We start from the raw sequence: 19,766 nt of genomic DNA on the forward strand, positions 1-19,766 counted from the left end.
TAATTTCTGTCACTTCGATTTTGACCAGACTGCCACTGCCGAATAATTATCCATATTATATCCATGACCATTTTTCAAAATAACTTTTTTCATTTTTTTTAACCACTGGCCGGGAGTCAGAGAGTTCTGCAATATCTGTTCCATTTCCCGTTCCTCAATATATTCCCAGAAGCCATCGGAGCACAATAAAAACTGCTGTCTTCCGGTTTGTTCTATCACCCGGTCAACACACTGCGGCTTTTGATCCCATTCTGAACCAAGCGAACGAAGTAAGCGGTTCCGATCCGGATGGTGCCTGATATCGGACTCCTTTATTTCTCCTCTTGATGCCAATATTTGCGGCACACTGTGATCCAATGTATGGGATACATATTTTCTGTCCTGAAAATAGTACAGTCTGGAATCTCCTATGTGCCCCCAGCCAATCTGATGGTGGCAGACCTCCATTGCCACCATCGTTGTCATCATATTAAGGTATTGCCTGTCCTGATTTTTTTTCTCCAGAACATTTTTTTGTGCCTGATCAAAATAATCCTCCAGCACTTCCCTTATCTCTTTTTCTTTCCGGTCAGATGCGATTGCACCCACCGCCAGTTCTGCTGCCATATCCCCGTGGCCATGACCTCCCAGACCATCGGCAAGCCCAAAAGTATACCCTCCAGATTTCCGGCATATTTTCACCCGGTCCTCATTGTATTCCCGGTTCCCCTGACAAGACACCTGTGCATATAAAATCATTGATTCACCTACTTTTTCTGTGCTATTTTACCAGCATTGCGGAAGACCATGGACTGTAATATTTCTTTCCATTCACAACAGAATATGTTCTCACCCGCAGATAATATCCTTTACTTCTGGTACTTCTCACAATTTTACGCTGAACAGCTCCCTGAAGCTTCGTCTGCATTTTCCACTTTTTCTTTCCTGCCCAACGATACTGTGTCTGATATTTCCGTCCCTCTGCCCCCTTAAATGTTAAGATAAGATTATTCCGGGATGTTTTTAAAGATACTGACGGTTTTTTCAATGTTTTTCCTACTTTGATAGATGTGATATATCCATTTTTTTCACTTTCATTCATTTGAGCTCTCTGCAACTCCAAACCCGGAGTTAACACCATAGGCCATACTATATATCTGTATCTTGTGTTCGGTTCAATATTTTCATCCTTAAAGACCCCGGTATCTCCATTTGTTACCGTAGCAATTCTGACCGGTTTTGTCGAAGTTCCATCGGAACGATATACCTCAAAACCTGCAACGTCTTTTCCCTGTTTCCATGTAAGCTCCACATATCTTTCATACCGAACACCCTTTTTTCTATATTTCATTCTTGCTTTACATCCGCTGATCTTCTGGGAGTCCGGTATTACCGTTTCCGTTGCCGCATCATCTGCCTCTGTAATACCGGATGCTGTGTGGATCAATACTGTGTTATTTTCATCTACAAAAGAATACTCCGGTGTCGATCCCTCGGTAATCCCTTCCAATGTGAATGTTACAGAAAGCGACTCCGAAAATGTAAAATTGGTTGCATCAAATCCCGGAGAATTAATGGTTTGAAATGCGCCATATCTATATCCATACATATTGCACAGCTCAATTCGAAGATTACCGTTTGCCTCAATATCTCCAACAAACATATGGGATGCATCCGAAGCAATCTTCTTTCCATCACATTTGATAATGACATCCTTTACAACAACATTGGCGGCATTAAAGTTTTTTGCCTTCGCCATTCCTACCATATCCACACAAAACACAGAAATACCTTTCGCTGCGCTTTCGTTTGGAAAAGCTGTCTTATCAATCGAAACTGTATAAGTACCGTTTCCCGTGATCGTAGCATCCGTTCCTGCTCCTGTTCCTCCATTTGCAGTATTCAGGGACATGTTGGACCACTTCCATTCACTGTCTGTAAACATCAAAAATGCTTTATATCCCTCCTCCTCCGATAATGGAAGAGTCTTTGCCGGTGCTTCAATTGTAAAAACATATTTTACCGATGTGATCTTCTTTACAACTCCATCTTCACGATAGACAATATCTCCATTATTTATAGAGCTGGTATGATAAATATCCTTTGTACCATTACTATAGATCACCCCCTTATCGATACTCCATATGTTTGGCATTCCATTTGCTGTATCAGAGGTGATATCGAGTGCCTGGTTTGTGTTGAAAGCTGTTCCATTGATCACAATACTTTTCACCGTGATTTTTAATTGAGACGAGGTATTTGTATTTAAAAACATCAGATTTTTAAAGCTGGATGTACTGATAATTCCAGACGTGTCCGGTACCTCATATGTATACTCTCCACTTCCGGATACCGAAAGATATCCAGACTCATTATTCCCGTTTCCGGTCGTGAATGTGATCGTTACCATTTCACTCATATTATCCGCTTTCACTGCCACCGTATTATTTACAATTCCCGTCATTGTCACTGCAAACGCCAATACAAGCGATATTAATTTTCTCCATTTGTTATTCATTTTTTTTCTCCCTTCGTGTTATCATTTTTATTTATTTTGCAAAGAATAATCGTCACATTATCCCTTCCTCCATATTGAAGTGTTCTTTCCATCAGTATCTGTACTTTTTCACGGACAGATTTCTTTCCCGATAAGACTTCGTGAATTTCCACCTCCGGCACCATATCTGTCAAGCCATCGCTGCAAAGTAAAAACTGATCTTCGTCCCGAAGCTCCATCTGTTGTACATACGGTTCCAGACGCATTTCCTCCGTGTCTATACCAAGAAACTGTGTCAATCCCGGTTTCCTCTGAATCCCCTGCTGCCTGAGCAGTTCTTCATCAGTATGGGGTACTGAGATTCGATCCAGTTCCCCATCCCTCTGCAAATACATCGGACTGTCTCCCAGATCAGCAATCAATGCCTCGTCTCTTCGCAAAAACAAAACTGTTGCGGTAGAGCCAATCAATCGATACTGGTTTTCTCTGGCTTTCTCATATACTGTCTGACTAACGTGATTCAGCATTTCCCCGACATCATTCTCAGAGGGCATTTGGTCTGATTCCCTCCACTGCCGTACATACACTTCAAACGTCTTCGCACTGGTATAAGATGCCAGATCTCCGGCACTTTCTCCTCCCATACCATCAAAAACAGCAAGCACCTGTGTCTTGTCCATTTCGAACTTCCACGAAACCACCTCGCTTTTCTCATTGTGAGACAATGGCAGACAGGCTCCATGAAAATAATAATTGTCTTCATTTTCACTTCGCCGCAGTCCCACATTCGTTACAGCTGCCGTTTCTGCATAAAAGGTGATTTTCTCAACATTATTTTTATGAAAAAAGCCTTTCATATTTTCCCATAGCCGCATATGCCGCCTCCCCTCTGTCATCACTTTATGTTTTCCTCCTAAATGTATCCTGTTCCTTTTATTTGCGAAAATGCATCATAAACTGTTGCCACGCCCCAGACTTTTCTTGCTGTTCCCTGCCTGAGAATGATCCGGAATCCTCTCCCGATATGTCTCCGGCAATTTTTTTAATATTAACTTTTCTTCGTTCTTCATCCACAAAAATCGGCTCGTCTTTCCAGTCAATCGGAGATTGTTTATGGAGTTTTGAGGCAGACCCCTCTCCGGATGACAACTCTTTTCCTTCCAGCTTCTTCTCTTTCTCCGATTCTTTCTTTTCCTGCTTATTTGGTTCTGCAATCTGCTTTTTTTTCTCAGAAAACCGTGAGGCAAAGCCAAAGGCCGCATATGTTTTTTCATCTGCAAATTCACTTAACGACATAGAGGAGGCATTGACCTTTCCCGTCCCCTGACATTCCGGGCAGGTCTGCGGCATATAAGTCATTCCTGACTCTGTTTTGCCTCTTACCTGAATCACTCCTTTGCCTCCACATCTCGGACAAATTCTCACCTGCGCCATCTCAGGAGTATTTTGTTCCTCTTCTTCTACCGTTTCCTGCCGTGGCTGGATTTCCTTCCGGCTTTCTGCCCGGTCTTCTTTCGGTATTTCAGGGGGTACAACATCCCTGTAATCCTCTGCCGGCTTTTTCTCCGGCGGCTCTTCTATTTCCGCCGCCTTGTCTTTTTTCCCCTTCGTCACAATATCTTCCAGTTCCGGAGAATCCACATATTTTTCCAGATCCTTTTGCAACTCTCTTGCTGTCTGATAACGCATCTCTTTATCGTATGCACATGCTTTGAGCACAATATCCGATAACCCCTCCGGTATATTCTGAATTGGTGGGATCTTTTTACCCGACAACCGCTGAAATGTTGCTTTCTGATCGTCGGTATATCGGATGGGCTCCGGCCACAAAGGCATAAACGGAAAGCGACAGCGGTTAAACATCCGGTACAGCAATATTCCCAACGAATAAATATCCACTCTGGCATCATATGGCTCTCCCCGGTATACTTCCGGCGCCATATACATATTGGTTCCTTTCTGGGACATTGCAGAAAGGCTGCTTCCAAGCTGTTTTGCAATGCCAAAGTCCCCCAGCTTAAAAGACCCAAAGGAATTGACAAAAATATTATCCGTTTTTACATCCCTGTGAACCACTCCGGCAATGGCACAGTTCTTTAACGCTTCACAGATATCCAGGCCCAGTTTTACCACTTCCCGACCGGTCATAGGATGTTTTTCCAGATAGCTTTGCAAATCGGTCAAAAGCTCCATGCGAATAAAAATTTCCCATTTGATCGGCTCTTTCCGGACTACTTTATAATCTTCGATTCCCACAATAACATTAGCGGATTTCATGGATTCCATAATCTGAATCTCCGACATCAGATTATGAATCATATCCTCATAAAAAGTTTGTATCGAATTCTCATCCATATCCGATTGCTGAAGATCCCGTACCTCTGACGGATCTTTAGGAATCTCGATCACCTTGATCGCCGCATAGGATACGTTCCCATATACCTCTTTTTTTGCCTTATATACTTCGCCGAAGGTTCCCTTTCCCAAAAGCTCCTCTGCCTGCCACTCCGGCCATTGTTCCTGTATCTTGTCCATAACCGTCTATCCTTTCCAAAAATCTAACAAAACAGCATATGTTCACCATTTCGTACACCATATTCCTGCAATGTCATATTTTGTTTCAACAATATATTTTTATCAACGGAACATAAAAATTCCTGTCCCGAAGAAATGTATTTATGATCTGAAACCTCTTCTATCATTTGTCCGATCAGCTCTATCACAGTTCCGATAGGTAAAAAATTCGGAATAAACATATCGTAATTTTTTTCCAATGCCGGAATATAAATATTTACCAATAATTTATCCATAGTTAAACCCTTGCCTTTCCTCCATTGCACAATAGACTAGATAATCGGCTTCTCATCCGCGTCACAAGGAGCAGCCGCCAGTTCTCCCAGTGGCATCACCATAGAATACAATGTATTTCTGTAGTACATCAGCATTTTATTATCGTCCTTCGGATCATTTTGCGTCTCTTTGTCATAACCGGCCGATAAAGGAACCAGATTCTGGCTCTTATAATTTCCACCAAATAACAGCGTAAATTTATCTTTATTGTAGCTTTCCTGCAATCCGGCCAAGGCCTGCCTTATTTCTGCCCTTTGACGTTCCTTCTCCTCATCCTGCTCCTCTTCATCAGCTTTACCATTCGGAAACATCTTTTGATTTCTCTTTTCCTCATCATCACTGTAAAAGCCTGCAATAAAATACACATTAAAACCAACGCACATTTCAAAATACTGTGCCAGAAAAGCAGCATTTTCCACATCAACATTTAACGCAAAATCCATGTAAGACTCTATGAAAACCACAACCGGTTTTGTCTGCTGCCGCACATATTTTCTCCACCGGTTTACATTTTCCTGCTGTGCCCAGTCTGTAATCTTTTCCTTTTCACAATATTCGTTTCTGTACTGTTTATTGGACATCACAAGCTGCTGCAGCCGATCCATAAGCTGTTTCACTCCATCCTCTTTCAGGTCGTAAATATCATCAACCGTCTCCCGAATGTCCTCCCTGCCACTCCAGACACTATTTTCCTTTTGCGGGATCAGTATAATTTCTGCTTTCTCCCGTTTCATGGCATAAATAAAGTTGTTAAAGATCTGCCTCGTTCTCCGGGTATTTCCGAAATACAACGAACACGAATACATCTGCTGCAACGGAATTGCCACTTTTTTGTTGTCCAGAGAATATCCTAACGGTATTCTCTCATGTTCAAAGGAAGTACAGAATTCCTCGTATTCCTGTTCTTCATCAATGACCTCCAGCCCCTTGGCTGCACCGAAGGACGCATCTCTCTGTGCAATGCCCTTCAAAGCCCCCTTAATGCGCTCCATACGATCCACCTCATTGACATCATCAAACGGAAGTGCTGCCTGGAACTCATAGCACTCCCCATCCAATACACAAATACCTCTTCCTAAAATATCCGCCGGCTCATAACGGCAACGGCAGTCCAGAATATCAGAATATACATAACGGTCTCTCGCTCGCAGCACGTATTTTGAATTGGATAATCGTCTCGGCTTTGACGGACAATCGTTAATCTGGTTGATCGTAAAGATCACACGTACACCATAGCTGACTCCATTGCTCATAAAATCGCTGATCTTCGAAATATATTCACTTTTATCCCGAAACTCATCAAATCCTAAAATATTATCAATCACAAGAAGTACCACCGGTATTTTTTCAATCTTACGATAGGCCTGAATCGTGCTGACATTGACTTTTGCAAATTTATCCCGTCGATCCCGAATAATATTTTCAATAATATCAAAAACCTGTACAATTTTTTCTTCGCTCTCGTCCGTCAAAACTTCTCCACAGTGAGGAACCTCACGATAGATTGACAGATTTCGGCTGGAAAAATCAAGAATATAAAAATTCAGTTCCTCCGGTGAATTATTTGCTACCAGATCAAACAGCATAGTCTGGATAAAATTAGTTTTTCCACTTCCTGTTTCACCCACCAGCATAAGATTTCCCGTATTCATCAGATCAATCTGCAACGGAAACTGTGACTGTCTGCCCGGAGCATCTACCACTCCCGTAACGGCCTGCAGCTTTCCTTTCCTGTCTCCCATCTCATACTGCTCCTGTATATCCTTGAGACTGATATGGGCACCCAGCGCATCCTTCCACAGCTGTCTCGGCTCGATCTGTTCCTTCCTTGCAAGCTCTGAAATAGCATTTACCACTGTTACAATCTGCTTTTCACCGGAAATGTTCTTTTTCACCGCCGGTTTTTTCTTCACAATGGACTGTCCTACCGAATCCAAAAGAAGCAGTTCTTCATCTTTCTGAACCACGACTTCATCCTGCGGCTCGTAATCTGCCCCACACCATGCTGACTGACCCAGCGCAAAATATTCATTGTAACCCACCTGCAGATAAAAACGTCCGGTGTCCTTTAATTCTGCCGCCTCCGGACGTTTCAGCATTTCAAAGCTGTCGGAACGATCCTGTACACGGAGACACACACGGAATTTCGTATTACTCCAGATCTGATCATCCACAACACCGGATGGCTTCTGCGTTGCCAGGATCAAATGCACACCAAGGCTTCGCCCAATGCGGGCTGCACTGATCAACTGGTCCATAAATTCGGGCTCCTGTTTTTTCAGCTCTGCAAACTCATCGGATATAATAAACAAATGCGGCAAAGGTTCTTTCACTTTCTGCTCCCTGTAAAGCTTCTGATATGTATAAATATCCATTGTGCCTTCATTTGTGGCACTTTTTACTTCATTAAAAATCCTCTGACGACGCTTCAATTCACTCTGAATAGAGACAAGTGACCGTTGAATAGATGCTCCATCCAGATTAGTGATAGTTCCTACCAGATGTGGCAGATGGATCCCTCTTTTTTCATCCTCAAAAGCACCGGTCAGACCGCCGCCCTTGTAATCAATCAGAATAAACGCAACTTCATCCGGGTGAAAATTCACTGCCATTGATAAAATGTATGTAATAATAAATTCACTCTTTCCGGATCCTGTCATACCGGCCACTAATCCATGTGGTCCCTGATATTTTTCATGAAGATCCAGACAGAATAAGCTGCCATCTGTACTGATTCCAACCGGTGTTGCCAGAGATTTCACCGGATTATTTTCTTTCCAGCGATTTGCTGAAACCAGATGCTCAATTCTTCCTACATCAAACATTTCCAGAAAGGTAATCATTTTAGGCAGGGCATATGCCTGAGACACCATACGCAAATTTGTATTAGCCAGCTTTTCCATGCTTTTTCTGCCCAAAATATCCTGATACTGATCCAGCTTAAATGTAATATTGTTTTTGTCCACTTCCCGCAGATTAATAATGGAATGTTCTCCATTTTCCTTCAGATCAAAGATTAAAGAACACTCCTTCGGAAGCTCATCAAATACCGTCATCACAGAAACGCCGCGGTTCTTTTCCTCTTTCATTACTTCCTTCAGGAATTCCATACTGTCAAACAGCTTTTTGTCCAAAGCAATGATCATATAATATGCTCTTTCCTTCAGAACGTCCTTCAAGTCCACATCCCGTTCCTTCTTTTCCCCGATTTCCTTTTTCAGATATTCTGCTACCTGATATGCGTCATTCATATCGCATGCCAGATAACGAAAATCCTTCTGATCATTCCAGAAATGCGGCAGATACCGCACAAACTGTAACGCACCCACTTCCTTCTCATTGCCGATCAATACGATTTTCAATTCATCGTAGCTATGCATCATAACAATCTGCATAATGAAATTCCGCACAAACTCCAAAGCAGTTTTTCGTTTTCCCAACACACCACTGACATAGTTTTCACAAAACGATACCATAACCGGCACATTGGTCAGCATTCTCGGTGCATCTGCCAATTCATACATTTTCTTTACCATGGCATCGGTATCAATTTCAAAGCCATGCTTCGGGTAATCCAGATTTGCTAACATCGGATAATCCCCATAACCCATACGGATCGTCATAAAATCATCATCAACACTACGGCGTTCCCAAAGTCTTTTTCCCTTTTCCGCAAACTCCAGTGTATCTGACAAATTCGGATAATTGTTTTCTAATGCCTCCTGCTCCTGCAAAATCTCACTTTTAATCTCCTGTTTTTTATTCACGAGATATTCCGTATATTTTTGTTCTCTGCGCTCCTCATATTCCTTGCGCTGCTTATCCGTGTACTTCTGTGTTAATACCGGAAATAAAACAGAACTGAACATGGAAACCATATTACCTGCCAGCATAGAAGCTCCACTCATTACCATCGAACCGCCCATTCGAAGTAAAAGAGGAATATTATTTCCATTCAAAGAAAGAGGCGGGGCCTCCAGCATAATATCCTGTTGTGCTATCGCCATTCGATGACGGGGATAACGGTTAAAAAATTCCGGATGATACTCCATAATCATATCTCTGCCCTCATCCGAAAAATTAATATGCTGTGCAGAAATCAGTTTTTCCGAATTGATCTTTACATCCTTCATGTCCGAATTGATACTAAGATAATTTATTCCTACAATAATCCGTAATCCAAAAATATAAATAATATCTCCTGCTTTTAACGCAGCTTTATCAATGCGGGTTCCATTGACAAAAACTCCATTTGTACTGTTTTCATCCTGTATAAAAAGCTTTTCATTTTCCCAGAATAATACAGCATGATGCTTTGATGCCAGCTTATTATAAAAGATAATATCGTTTTCCAACGCCCGTCCAATATGAATCTCTTCGTGCTTCATCATCATATAATTATGGAAAACCGTGTTTGCTTTTGTGATATCTTCTGCAAAAACGATGCACATACTCACATCATTCTCCGCATAGATAAAACTCCTGTCCTGGATAAGAACATCGGATCTTCTCTGTCCATCTGCTGCCATCAGACCTGCACTGCCAACACTGCATAAAAACCAAAAACCATTTCTGGCTTCTATATATAGATCACTGCTGATTTCATTCTCCGCAATTCCCGTAAATTTAAATCTGCCTTCCGGCTTATTTGGCAGCCATAAAGAATGTATCCTTCCCTCCTTCTCGATCAAAGATACTCTCATTCCCTGTGTCTCCACATTTTTTTCTTTCATTACATTTGCTATTTCTATTGCCTCATCCATTACCCTTGATTTTCCATCATAGGTATCGTATTGACGATTCTCTAAATCGGACATTTTTTATCTCCTTGTGTTTTGCCTCTTTTCCACAAAAGGGCAGAGAATACAGACAGAGAATTTATAATCAAATCTCCGGCTGTTATTCTCTCCCCTTCATTTTCTTCCCACACCCATTAAATTCCATTAATACCGGCTGCTTCCGCCAACGCCTCTTCATACTTTTTCTGTATTTTCCGGTCTGTGCTCTGCCAGTTCTGTCTGGATTGTTCCATTGCCTCTTTTGTTTTTTGCAGGCTATCTTCCAGCTTCCTCAACCGTTTTAGGAGCTCTTCCATTCGCATTTTCGGCACACCGGCTGCAGATATGTATTCTTTTTTGACCTGTTGACGCAGCTTTTTGATCTCGTAATATTCCATATCCAACTCCTCAATAACCTTCTGCATCCAGGTATCCCGATAAATAATTATGTCTTCTGCCATAATTTGTTACTCCTGAATTAGTTGAAAATATTTTTTGCTTTTGCAGTTGCCTCTTCATATTTCTTAGAAGCATCTTCATTCCAGCTTCCCATGCTGTCAATATACTGCTGTATTTTTTCTTTCTGCTTCTGAACCTTTTCCAATGTTGTCTTTACATTTTGTTCATTCTGCTGCAAAGCCTCTAATGCCTTTTCAGCTGCAGGACCTGTATATGCAGAGGATAATTTATTCTTTAAATTCTGCAGTCGGCTGAGACACTCCTGTAATTCGCTGATCTTCTCTCCTAACTTATTAATCGTCTCTCTATATTTCTCCTCAGATACCTTAATTCTAAGTGTACTTGCCATAATTCAATATCTCCCTTCAATATTTTTATCTTAATTAATCTAAACTCAGAGTATTTGCACCTTCCCGGTCTCTGTTTTCAATTTCTTCTTTGGTCTGTTTTAAAATCTCGAAAAATCCCAATGCAACCTCGATCAGGGCTTTCACTACTTCTCCCAGCTTTGTCACAAGATTATCCAGCTTTTCAGCCATTTCGCCCTCTGATGCCGCATTTAATGCTCTTAAAATAACTTCTACGTCCTTCATAATCTCATCTACAGTATCTGTAACTTCCTGTCCACTTCTGACAATGTCATTTACTTCTCCCAGTGTCATAACTACTTCGCCTATTGCTCCCATAATTCTTATCTCCTTTCGTGTCTCTTCATTACTGATAAACGGTTCGAATATCATCTTTGATTTCTTTTATCATTTTCAATTGTTTTTTTCGTACTTCCCGATATGCTTTTTCCATGTTGCCACCAAGGTTTGTTGAAATTTCTTCCATTTCCTCCCTCACCCTGTTCTGCAGATCATTAAGCTTCCATTCACACTCATTCTGCCAGTTCATCTCCGGTACTGCTCCCTCCTTTCTTACTCTCATAAAATACGTCCAAAAAAACAACTGTATTATGATCTTCCATATATTTCAGACCCATAACTTTCGTTACATATAAAATATTATCACAGGCACTTCCTTGAAACCTTTCCGTTTTTTTCACTTTTTCTCTTTTTTCCGCCTTTCCTCTGACACCATTTTCTTTCACTTACAATAACAAAGACCGTCCAAGTGCCGTATTTATCGGCCTTTAGACGGTCCTATATCATCTACTCCACCATATTACCATTTACAAAAAATATATTTTATAGAAATATTGCACAATTTTTCTAATTAAAATATGTCAATACTATCCAATATATATTTTGCGTCTTTCATTTACATATTCTATCACACTCTTGGTTTCGGATTCTTTCCATTTTTTTCACTTTTTCTTTCGGATATGTACTTCCGGAATTGCCACGCTGTCATAAACTACCTCCGGTTTCTGATCCGTTTCCTTTTGTTCTTGACCCACCGGCTCCTCTGCCTCGTGGGTATGAATTTCCGGAATTGCCAGATTTTCATAAGTCAGATCATAATTTTTCTTTCCATCCGTATTTTTCTTTTTTCCAAACATTTTCTCATTCCTCCATTAAATGACCCTTATATCATTATATAAAATTAATAAAAAATGTAATTACGAGACTGTTTATAAAATCCGCAAATAAACTTCCCACCAACGGAATCAGCAGATAGGCTTTCACGGATGTGGTATACTTCTCACAGATTGCCTGCATGTTTGCCATAGCATTTGGTGTGGCTCCCATACCAAAACCGCATGTTCCTGCCACCAGCACAGCCGCATCATAATCCCTGCCCATAATATTAAACTCGATGAAATAAGTAAACAGGGCAATCAGCAGCACCTGAACTGCAAGCAGAATAAACAATGGAAGTGCCAGATCTGCAAGCTGCCATAGCTTCAAGGTAATCATCGCAATACCAAGGAACAGGGAAAGGGAAATACCACCCAGATCATTGATCTCTCCCATATGGATCGTAAATTTGCCGGTATACTCACCAATATTGCGGAACAGTGCTGCAGCGATCATGGCTCCGATATAAATCGGGAAGGTCATTCCTGTCTTCGTCAGAAAATACGAAAAGATCGTTCCCAGACCAATGGCAAGGATCAGCTGAAACACTGCCGCCGGATACATATTGGTATGACGCTCATGCTTTTCCTCCTCCTCCACCAGAAGGCTGTCATCCTCCGGAATTGCTGTTTCCAGAAGATTTTTCTTTTCAATCAGACGTTTTCCCAGTGGTCCACCGATCAGACTTCCACAGATCAGACCGAATGTTGCGGCCGCTGTACAGATTGTCGTTGCCCCGTCAATATTAAAATCCTCCAGAACAGGACCAAAGGCTCCTGCCGTGCCATGACCTCCCACCATCGGGATCGATCCGGTACACATACCGATCAGAGGGCTAAGCCCCAGCACCTTTGACATTCCTACGGCTACCAGATTCTGTGATATGATCAGAAGGATCACAAGCCCCAGAAATACTACCAGAGATTTACCACCGCTTTTCAGAACTTTCAGGTTTGCCTGAAATCCCACAGAGGTAAAAAAGAATACCATACAAACCTCTCGGAGAATATCATCAAAGGAAAACTCCGCAATCCCTGTCACATAACAGATACATGTAAAAATCGCAAATAAGAGACCTCCTACCACAGGAGCCGGAATACAAAACTGCTCCAGAAAATGAATCTTACTTTTTAAATATGCTCCCAGCATCAGAACAAGTACAGCTGCTGCCAATGTCTGATACATGTCTAACTGAATCTTCATATAAATAACCAAACCTTTCCAAACGTCTGCGCAGTCTGAGCTTTACGCCAAAACTGCAAAGCGGTCTTTCTCCGCCTTTTTGTTTTCAGCCATCCTGCTTTTGGTGCAGGTGTACGGCCTTTATGATTCCACTTCGGGCAGCTCCACACCTTCCAGTTTGTAATATGTCTCTGCTCCCGGATGAAACGGAATTGTTATCCCCTTCACTGCCTCCTGTGGTGTCAACTGCAAATTAATAGATATAGAATACTGTATATCCTTAATATGCTTAAACAATGATGCCGTCAGCTTCTGCACTGTTTTTTCCGACAGGGTGCTGCTGGCAAGAAGCACCGACTGGACACTAATGGTCTGAATATCCTCCGTCTGTCCGGAATATGTGCCTGCCGGAATTACATAGTCATCATAAAAGGAATATGCCTTTTTCAGCTTCTGACGACAGCTTTCCGGAATTTCCAAAAGCCGGATATCACATTCCTTTGTTAATTCTTCTATCACTGTAGTGCAAATACCGGCGGTACAGAAAAAGGCATCAATCTTCTTTTCCGCCAATTGATCTGCTGCATCTGTATAATCAAGATTTTTCGTATTTACCAGATTGTCCGGTAAACCGCACATTTCCAGAATCTGTGTGGCATTCCGCTCTGTGCCGGATTCCTCCTCACCGACACTGACATTTTTTCCCTCCAGATCATCTAACGAGGTAATGTCGGAATCTTTCCTGACGACGATCTGACATGCCTCCGGATAAAGACTTGCCACCGCTTTGTAACCACGGTATTTTCCGGAATGAAAGCTCCCCTTTCCGTAATAGGCATCCTCGATCAGATCCGCCTGGGCAATGCCAAGCTCAATATAATTGTCGGAAAGCAGACGCAGATTCGCTGCAGACCCTGCGGTACTTTTGACCTTCCAGTTAATTCCCGTTTCATCCTTTGACGCAAGCTCAGTAAAGGCGTTTGCAAAAGGATAATACATACCTCCCACACCTGCCGCACCAAAACGGATCGTTTCCTGTCTGCTGCAGCCTGTGGTCATAAGCAGACACAGACACGTCAGAATGGATATTACTTTTTTCATTTATGTGATAACTCCTCTCTTTGATTTACTTTGGTTCTACCGCATTGGGATAGATCTTCATCAGCTTTGCGTCGTCATAATGGGTATCGGACCATTGCTGCCATGATGCTTCTGCCTTGATTCCCCGGCTTCTCTCATCATACCGGATCAGTGCCATGCAGGACACGGCAATATTACAGCTCATAAATACCACCATCAGCCACACCAAAAGCTTTCCTGCCTGCACCGGGATCATCTCAATCGCCTTTTCTACCTTTGGCAGAAATGCCTTAAACCAGACCACTGCCGCAATACCCCAGAAAAAGCAGTACAACAGATTGATCCTGCCTCCCAGATTAAACGGAATCCTGCTGTAGTCCCAGAAGACCTTTCCAAAAACCAGTTCAGTAAACACGCTGCAGAGATATTCGTAAGCACCTCCCAGAAATGTTCCCACCAGAAACAAAAAACGGTCGCTGCGATTCCGGTACTGGTAAAGCATCCACGACACCAGAGCGATCGCCAGCCCCCAGACAATACTGAATGGTCCCCAGACCACACTGCTGCGGCTCATCCAGACACCGGCCCGCACCCGGCAAAAGATCGTCTCAGTGATATCTCCCAGAAATGCACCGATCATAAACAGGCTGACCACCTTATAAAAGCCACAGCCGGCCGCAAAACGTACTTGTGAAGCCTGTCCCACGCTCTCCGGAGTCTTTGCCGCTTTTTTTGCTTTAGGATATGCCTTATGGATACGCCGTTCCACAAAACCGGCAATGGAAGCACTAAGTCTGGCACCTACCTTGTCCAGACTCTGCTCTGCCGCCTCCCACCTCTCCGGGTAACGGCTTTTTCCGGTCAACAATAGAAAGGATCCCATAACATCCACAAACAGGACTCCCGCAAGGGCTAACAGCACAATCTTCATCAATAAGCCCGGAAGCAGAGAGATCAGGGTCAGAAGCAGGTAGTTGCCCCAGTGGACTGCCACATATCCCATAGCTCCCCAGACCAGAGATGCCGTCAGACAAATGTAACCGTCCAGATTCCATCTCCTGCCTGAATAATCCCACCAGCGTTCTCCAAACGCCTTCTCGATCAAATGACCGCTGATCCACTCTGCAATCGTAGCATAGATCACAGCAAAAGCAAACAGCCAGAAACCGGTCAACTCCTGCAGACCGATGGCCATACATATCACCGTCAATCCATAAATAACACAAAAAGGTCCGTTTACGAGACCACGGTTGGCAAATTTCCGCTGCTTTAATGTTGCGATCACTGTTTCCAGTACCCATCCCCCAAAGGAATAGATAAAAAACAGCCACAATAATTCATATCCGGTAAAATGATGCATAACTTTCTCCTTTTGGCAATATTAAATGTTATTGTATCATTTTTTCCCCGATAACGCAAAAAGACAGCAGAATACAGCCCCTGTCCTCATTGGTCTCAAAGGCAAAATCATAATTTTAGACAAAAAAAATATGCGAAGCAGTTTATAACCGTTTCGCATATCTTCGTTATGAAAGTTTCAAGATTATTATGTTGTTAGGTGTTTATATAAAGCAAACTTTATGCATGGGCTTCTCTTTTCTTGAGAAGGGAAAATAAAAGGTTGATGATCAGGATAAAGACAAAGAGTACCACACCGGTTGCGATCAACGCTTCCCGGTGAAGATCTGTGGCATAACCCATATCAATTACGATATTGGCAGTCATGGTACGAACTCCGTCAAAGATGGAACCCGGCACTCTCGGCTGATTACCTGCTACCATGATCACTGCCATAGTCTCGCCAATGGCACGGCCAACACCAAGGATCACTGCTGCCATAATACCGGACTTTGCTGCCGGAACCACTGTCATGAATACGCTTCGCTCATGGGTTGCCCCCAGTGCCAGTGCTCCCTGATAATAAGAATCCGGTACCGCACGGATTGCCGACTCCGATACATTGATAATGGTTGGCAGGATCATCATACCCAGCAGCACTGACGCCGTCAGAATACTCTGTCCTGTGGTTGTCATTCCATACTGCATCAGGATTGGCCGGAAAGTGTTACGGACAAATGGAACCAGTACCATCAAGCCAAAGAAACCATATACTACAGACGGAATACCTGCCAGCAGCTCCACTCCCGGTTTCAATATCTTATACAGCCTTTTGGGACAAAACTTTGCCATAAAGACTGCCATCAGCAGTCCGATCGGCACTCCCACAATGATTGCTCCCGCTGTAACATAGATACTTCCTATGATCGTAGACATGATTCCAAACAACTGGCTTCCCGGTTTCCATTCGGTTCCCAGAAGGAATTCCTTCAAACCAATCTTGGCGATTCCCGGTACACCATTTGTAAACAGGAATACACAGATCAGGGCAACCGACAGAATGGAAATGCATGCACTGACCAGAAAGACAATCTCCATCGCCTTCTCTTTGATATTACTTACCTTTACTTTTTTCATTTTGCCATATCCTTTCACACAGCCTTATTTCTATTGAAACAACTGGTACAACCCACGGTTTCTGCTTTTTTTCCGTTCCTGCCGTACCAGCTGCTCTGTATTACAGATTATGTTTTATCAATGTTCCGACCTTACTCTGTCACATCATTCCAATCTGTCACCTCACCGGTAAAGATCTTCTTTACCATATCGGTTGAGATATCAGTACGGTCATTCTGTGTATTAACGATCACGGCGATTCCATCCAGTGCGATTGCCTGAGAGGTCAGTCCTTTATCCTTCTCGCTGTCTTCCAGCTCTCTGGATGCCATTCCGATATCACATGTTCCGTCTGCGGCTGCTGTCATACCCGTTGTAGAATCACTTTCCTGAATCTCGATCTCCGCCTTTGTATTGACTTTTTTGTATGCCTCAGCCAGCTTCTCCATTACAGGTGTTACAGAAGAGGAACCTGCTACTACAAGCTTTCCGGACTCTCCGGCCGTCTTAAATGCCTTTGCATTATCTACAGATGCGATATATCCGTTGTCCTCCACAACCTTCTGACCATCCTTGCTCATAATATAGTCAATAAAGTCCTGAGCCAGCTTTCCGGGCGTTCCCTTTGTGGCAATGTTAAAAGGACGGGAAAGACTGTACTTTCCATCCTTGATATTGGCTGCTGTCGGCTCTACGCCCTCTACATTCAGTGCCTTTACCGTATCATTCAGTGAACCGGTAGAAGAATATCCGATTGCATACTCATCGCCGGAAACGGTTGTCATCATAATCTCTGTACTATTAGAAATAATTGCATTGGATGTGGTGTTATCAACCTTATTGCCATCGGCATCCTTCTCTTCTACACCTGTAAGCTCTACAAAAGCACCTCTTGTACCGGAGCCATCCTCACGGGATACGACACTGATCGGCTGGCTTGCGCTTCCGCCGGAAAAAGATCCTGTATCGGAGCCTGCATTTCCATTGCTGCCACAGCCTGTCATCAATGCTGCTGCACACATTACACTCATTGCCACTGCCAATAATTTACTCTTTCTCATATTCGTCCTCATTTCTGCACTGCATCTTTTCTTTTATAATATATTTATTGATCTCTTTTCTCTCAAAGCTTCACTCCCGGATCGTTTCCTGTCCAAAAGCCCGCTTTATTCTGCTTCATACCCGGCAGTGCACAAAATATAAAGCCACCGTCTTTCGACGATGACTTAATGATAAAATGAGAACGTAAAATCTACTATCGTATTTACGTCAAGATTGTGTAAAACTTTTGTGAATTAATTCTTCCATTTCCTGTACGGAAAGTGCTCTGGACTCCTCTCTGCTTTTATGTATCACCTGATTGTAATACTGCTTTCTTTGCTGCTCTGTAGAAAATGCTTTCTTTACCTGCGGCCGGATCTGTCCCAGTCTTTCATTCAACTGACCAAAATACTCCGGGATCTGTCCCTGCAGCTCCCGACGCAGCTCCTTGATCAGTGCCGGACTATTGCCTCCGCTGGAAAATCCGGCGACAATATCCTTCTGTTTTACCAGTGACGGAAAATAAAAACTGCATTTTTCCTTATCATCCACTACATTCACCAAAATTTTCTCCTGCCGGCAGTATTCGGAAATTTCCCGGTTACACTGTTCATCATCGGTGGCTGCGATCACAAAAAACTTCTGCTCCAAATCTGCTTTTTTATATTCACGGTACAGTAGTTTCATCTGTCCCGGATATTCTCCGGCAAGATTACAGATTGATTCACATATTTCCAGGGAAACCACAGTTATATTCACACCAAAGGGAAGTAATTCACGAATCTTGCGAAATGCCACATCGCCTCCTCCGACCACGAGACATTCCTTTCCTTCCAATTCAACAAAAAACGGAAAATAAGCCATATAAGTATCCTCTGCCTTTCTTCATCCTTACGTTGCAATTAACGCAGGCAGATATACACCACATAAGCAGCATACATGACAAGCATGGTAAAGCCCTCCCAGCGCACCAGCTTCTGCTTCGTCCATGCAAAACAGAGCACGATAATGCTCATTACCACCAGCACAATGATATCAATGATATTTTCCATCTGGAATACCATCGGATGAATGGCGGCTGCCACACCAAGTACAAATAATATATTAAAGATATTGGAGCCAATGACATTACCAAGTGCCATATCAACCTCATGCTTTCTGGCAGCCACGACAGAGGTTGCAAGCTCCGGCAGACTTGTTCCAAAGGCCACAATGGTCAGACCGATCAGATTCTGACTCATTCCAAAGGAAGTTGCAATCGCAGAAGCAGCATTTACTACAATCTGTCCGCCTGCTGCAATAGCAGCCGCTCCACCGACAATGTATACAATACACTGCCAGATTGGACGAATCTCATATTCATCCTCCGCTTCACTCTCATTTCTTGCTTTCTGAGCCGAGCGGATCATCCAGAACAAAAATCCCGCAAACATAACCAGCAGAATAAATCCATCAATATGTCCCAGCGTCATACCGAGCCAGCCAAGAACCATCAATACTACTGCCACGATGACAGAAAACGGAAACTCTCCTGTCAAAGTTCCGTGGCTGACGGTCAATGGACAAAAAAGAGCGCAGACGCCACAAACCACCATCAGGTTAAAAATATTGGAGCCTACGGCATTTCCTACCGCAACACCGGTATTTCCTGCAATTGCCGCACTGATACTGACCGCGCACTCCGGCAGGCTGGTTCCCATTGCCACAATGGTCAACCCAATGATCAGAGACGGCACACGAAGGCGCTTTGCAATGCTGGAACTGCCCTCCACAAAAAAATCTGCTCCCTTCAGCAGTAAAACAAATCCTACAACTAACAATAAATAATCCATTCTATTATCCTCTTTCTTTTAGCATATGAACAAATCTTATAGCACCAGCTCCCCTTTGTCAATGCACGGAATATAGAAATCCGGATATGAA

18 protein-coding genes are annotated in these 19,766 nt (G+C 42.9%); all 18 read right to left on the bottom strand.

Annotation, left to right across the window (positions count from 1 at the left end; genetic code table 11):
- Positions 1-9: 9 nt before the first annotated feature.
- The gene (locus tag H8704_RS00185; protein WP_249296843.1) at positions 10-738 is read right to left on the bottom strand and encodes a PP2C family protein-serine/threonine phosphatase; all 729 of its coding nucleotides are present in this window, start codon (positions 736-738) and stop codon (positions 10-12) included.
- 22 nt (positions 739-760) lie between these two features.
- Positions 761-2,497: a hypothetical protein gene (locus tag H8704_RS00190; RefSeq protein ID WP_249296845.1), complete on the bottom strand. Its 1,737-nt coding sequence runs from the start codon at positions 2,495-2,497 to the stop codon at positions 761-763.
- A complete protein-coding gene (locus H8704_RS00195) occupies positions 2,494-3,351 on the bottom strand; it encodes a PP2C family protein-serine/threonine phosphatase (protein ID WP_249296846.1) in 858 nt (285 codons plus the stop codon). The genes H8704_RS00190 and H8704_RS00195 overlap by 4 nt, the downstream gene beginning before the upstream one ends.
- 58 nt (positions 3,352-3,409) lie before the next feature.
- The gene (locus tag H8704_RS00200; protein ID WP_249296848.1) at positions 3,410-5,011 is read right to left on the bottom strand and encodes a protein kinase domain-containing protein; all 1,602 of its coding nucleotides are present in this window, start codon (positions 5,009-5,011) and stop codon (positions 3,410-3,412) included.
- A gap of 23 nt (positions 5,012-5,034) precedes the next feature.
- Complete coding sequence (locus H8704_RS00205; protein WP_249296849.1) at positions 5,035-5,286, bottom strand: EsaB/YukD family protein; 252 nt, start codon at positions 5,284-5,286, stop codon at positions 5,035-5,037.
- Between the two features lie 36 nt (positions 5,287-5,322).
- A complete protein-coding gene (essC, locus tag H8704_RS00210; protein ID WP_249296850.1) occupies positions 5,323-10,143 on the bottom strand; it encodes a type VII secretion protein EssC in 4,821 nt (1,606 codons plus the stop codon).
- A gap of 116 nt (positions 10,144-10,259) precedes the next feature.
- Positions 10,260-10,565, bottom strand: coding sequence for a hypothetical protein (locus tag H8704_RS00215; protein ID WP_249296851.1), 306 nt, complete (start codon positions 10,563-10,565; stop codon positions 10,260-10,262).
- A 17-nt stretch (positions 10,566-10,582) separates the two neighbouring features.
- Complete coding sequence (locus tag H8704_RS00220) at positions 10,583-10,912, bottom strand: WXG100 family type VII secretion target (protein WP_249296852.1); 330 nt, start codon at positions 10,910-10,912, stop codon at positions 10,583-10,585.
- Between the two features lie 34 nt (positions 10,913-10,946).
- On the bottom strand, positions 10,947-11,249 hold the full coding sequence (locus tag H8704_RS00225; RefSeq protein WP_249296853.1) for a hypothetical protein: 303 nt from the start codon (positions 11,247-11,249) through the stop codon (positions 10,947-10,949).
- Between the two features lie 28 nt (positions 11,250-11,277).
- A complete protein-coding gene (locus H8704_RS00230) occupies positions 11,278-11,493 on the bottom strand; it encodes a hypothetical protein (protein ID WP_249296854.1) in 216 nt (71 codons plus the stop codon).
- Between the two features lie 379 nt (positions 11,494-11,872).
- Positions 11,873-12,067 carry a hypothetical protein gene (locus tag H8704_RS00235; protein ID WP_249296855.1) on the bottom strand — a complete coding sequence of 65 codons (195 nt, stop codon included), beginning with the start codon at positions 12,065-12,067 and terminating at the stop codon, positions 11,873-11,875.
- A 34-nt stretch (positions 12,068-12,101) separates the two neighbouring features.
- Entirely contained in the window at positions 12,102-13,289 is a 1,188-nt protein-coding gene (gltS, locus tag H8704_RS00240; protein ID WP_022464829.1) for a sodium/glutamate symporter, read from the bottom strand.
- 120 nt (positions 13,290-13,409) lie between these two features.
- The gene (locus tag H8704_RS00245; protein WP_249296856.1) at positions 13,410-14,369 is read right to left on the bottom strand and encodes a TAXI family TRAP transporter solute-binding subunit; all 960 of its coding nucleotides are present in this window, start codon (positions 14,367-14,369) and stop codon (positions 13,410-13,412) included.
- A gap of 25 nt (positions 14,370-14,394) precedes the next feature.
- Positions 14,395-15,708: a putative ABC transporter permease gene (locus tag H8704_RS00250; protein ID WP_249296857.1), complete on the bottom strand. Its 1,314-nt coding sequence runs from the start codon at positions 15,706-15,708 to the stop codon at positions 14,395-14,397.
- Between the two features lie 218 nt (positions 15,709-15,926).
- Positions 15,927-16,823, bottom strand: coding sequence for a phosphate ABC transporter permease subunit PstC (gene pstC, locus H8704_RS00255; protein ID WP_249296858.1), 897 nt, complete (start codon positions 16,821-16,823; stop codon positions 15,927-15,929).
- Between the two features lie 131 nt (positions 16,824-16,954).
- The gene (locus tag H8704_RS00260; protein ID WP_249296859.1) at positions 16,955-17,863 is read right to left on the bottom strand and encodes a substrate-binding domain-containing protein; all 909 of its coding nucleotides are present in this window, start codon (positions 17,861-17,863) and stop codon (positions 16,955-16,957) included.
- Positions 17,864-18,071: 208 nt separating this feature from the next.
- Entirely contained in the window at positions 18,072-18,707 is a 636-nt protein-coding gene (locus tag H8704_RS00265; protein WP_249296860.1) for a precorrin-2 dehydrogenase/sirohydrochlorin ferrochelatase family protein, read from the bottom strand.
- 38 nt (positions 18,708-18,745) lie between these two features.
- A complete protein-coding gene (locus H8704_RS00270) occupies positions 18,746-19,675 on the bottom strand; it encodes a calcium/sodium antiporter (protein ID WP_249296861.1) in 930 nt (309 codons plus the stop codon).
- Between the last annotated feature and the right edge of the window lie 91 nt (positions 19,676-19,766).

Origin of the sequence: Jutongia huaianensis (assembly GCF_014384985.1) — a bacterium.
Lineage (GTDB): Bacteria > Bacillota > Clostridia > Lachnospirales > Lachnospiraceae > Jutongia > Jutongia huaianensis.

Excerpts from the sequence above, each read along its gene's own strand:
- H8704_RS00185 (WP_249296843.1), bottom strand. The coding sequence starts at position 738 with ATGATTTTATATGCACAGGTGTCTTGTCAGGGGAACCGGGAATACAAT.
- H8704_RS00190 (WP_249296845.1), bottom strand. The coding sequence starts at position 2,497 with ATGAATAACAAATGGAGAAAATTAATATCGCTTGTATTGGCGTTTGCA.
- H8704_RS00195 (WP_249296846.1), bottom strand. The coding sequence starts at position 3,351 with ATGCGGCTATGGGAAAATATGAAAGGCTTTTTTCATAAAAATAATGTT.
- H8704_RS00200 (WP_249296848.1), bottom strand. The coding sequence starts at position 5,011 with ATGGACAAGATACAGGAACAATGGCCGGAGTGGCAGGCAGAGGAGCTT.
- H8704_RS00205 (WP_249296849.1), bottom strand. The coding sequence starts at position 5,286 with ATGGATAAATTATTGGTAAATATTTATATTCCGGCATTGGAAAAAAAT.
- essC (WP_249296850.1), bottom strand. The coding sequence starts at position 10,143 with ATGTCCGATTTAGAGAATCGTCAATACGATACCTATGATGGAAAATCA.
- H8704_RS00215 (WP_249296851.1), bottom strand. The coding sequence starts at position 10,565 with ATGGCAGAAGACATAATTATTTATCGGGATACCTGGATGCAGAAGGTT.
- H8704_RS00220 (WP_249296852.1), bottom strand. The coding sequence starts at position 10,912 with ATGGCAAGTACACTTAGAATTAAGGTATCTGAGGAGAAATATAGAGAG.
- H8704_RS00225 (WP_249296853.1), bottom strand. The coding sequence starts at position 11,249 with ATGGGAGCAATAGGCGAAGTAGTTATGACACTGGGAGAAGTAAATGAC.
- H8704_RS00230 (WP_249296854.1), bottom strand. The coding sequence starts at position 11,493 with ATGAGAGTAAGAAAGGAGGGAGCAGTACCGGAGATGAACTGGCAGAAT.
- H8704_RS00235 (WP_249296855.1), bottom strand. The coding sequence starts at position 12,067 with ATGTTTGGAAAAAAGAAAAATACGGATGGAAAGAAAAATTATGATCTG.
- gltS (WP_022464829.1), bottom strand. The coding sequence starts at position 13,289 with ATGAAGATTCAGTTAGACATGTATCAGACATTGGCAGCAGCTGTACTT.
- H8704_RS00245 (WP_249296856.1), bottom strand. The coding sequence starts at position 14,369 with ATGAAAAAAGTAATATCCATTCTGACGTGTCTGTGTCTGCTTATGACC.
- H8704_RS00250 (WP_249296857.1), bottom strand. The coding sequence starts at position 15,708 with ATGCATCATTTTACCGGATATGAATTATTGTGGCTGTTTTTTATCTAT.
- pstC (WP_249296858.1), bottom strand. The coding sequence starts at position 16,823 with ATGAAAAAAGTAAAGGTAAGTAATATCAAAGAGAAGGCGATGGAGATT.
- H8704_RS00260 (WP_249296859.1), bottom strand. The coding sequence starts at position 17,863 with ATGAGAAAGAGTAAATTATTGGCAGTGGCAATGAGTGTAATGTGTGCA.
- H8704_RS00265 (WP_249296860.1), bottom strand. The coding sequence starts at position 18,707 with ATGGCTTATTTTCCGTTTTTTGTTGAATTGGAAGGAAAGGAATGTCTC.
- H8704_RS00270 (WP_249296861.1), bottom strand. The coding sequence starts at position 19,675 with ATGGATTATTTATTGTTAGTTGTAGGATTTGTTTTACTGCTGAAGGGA.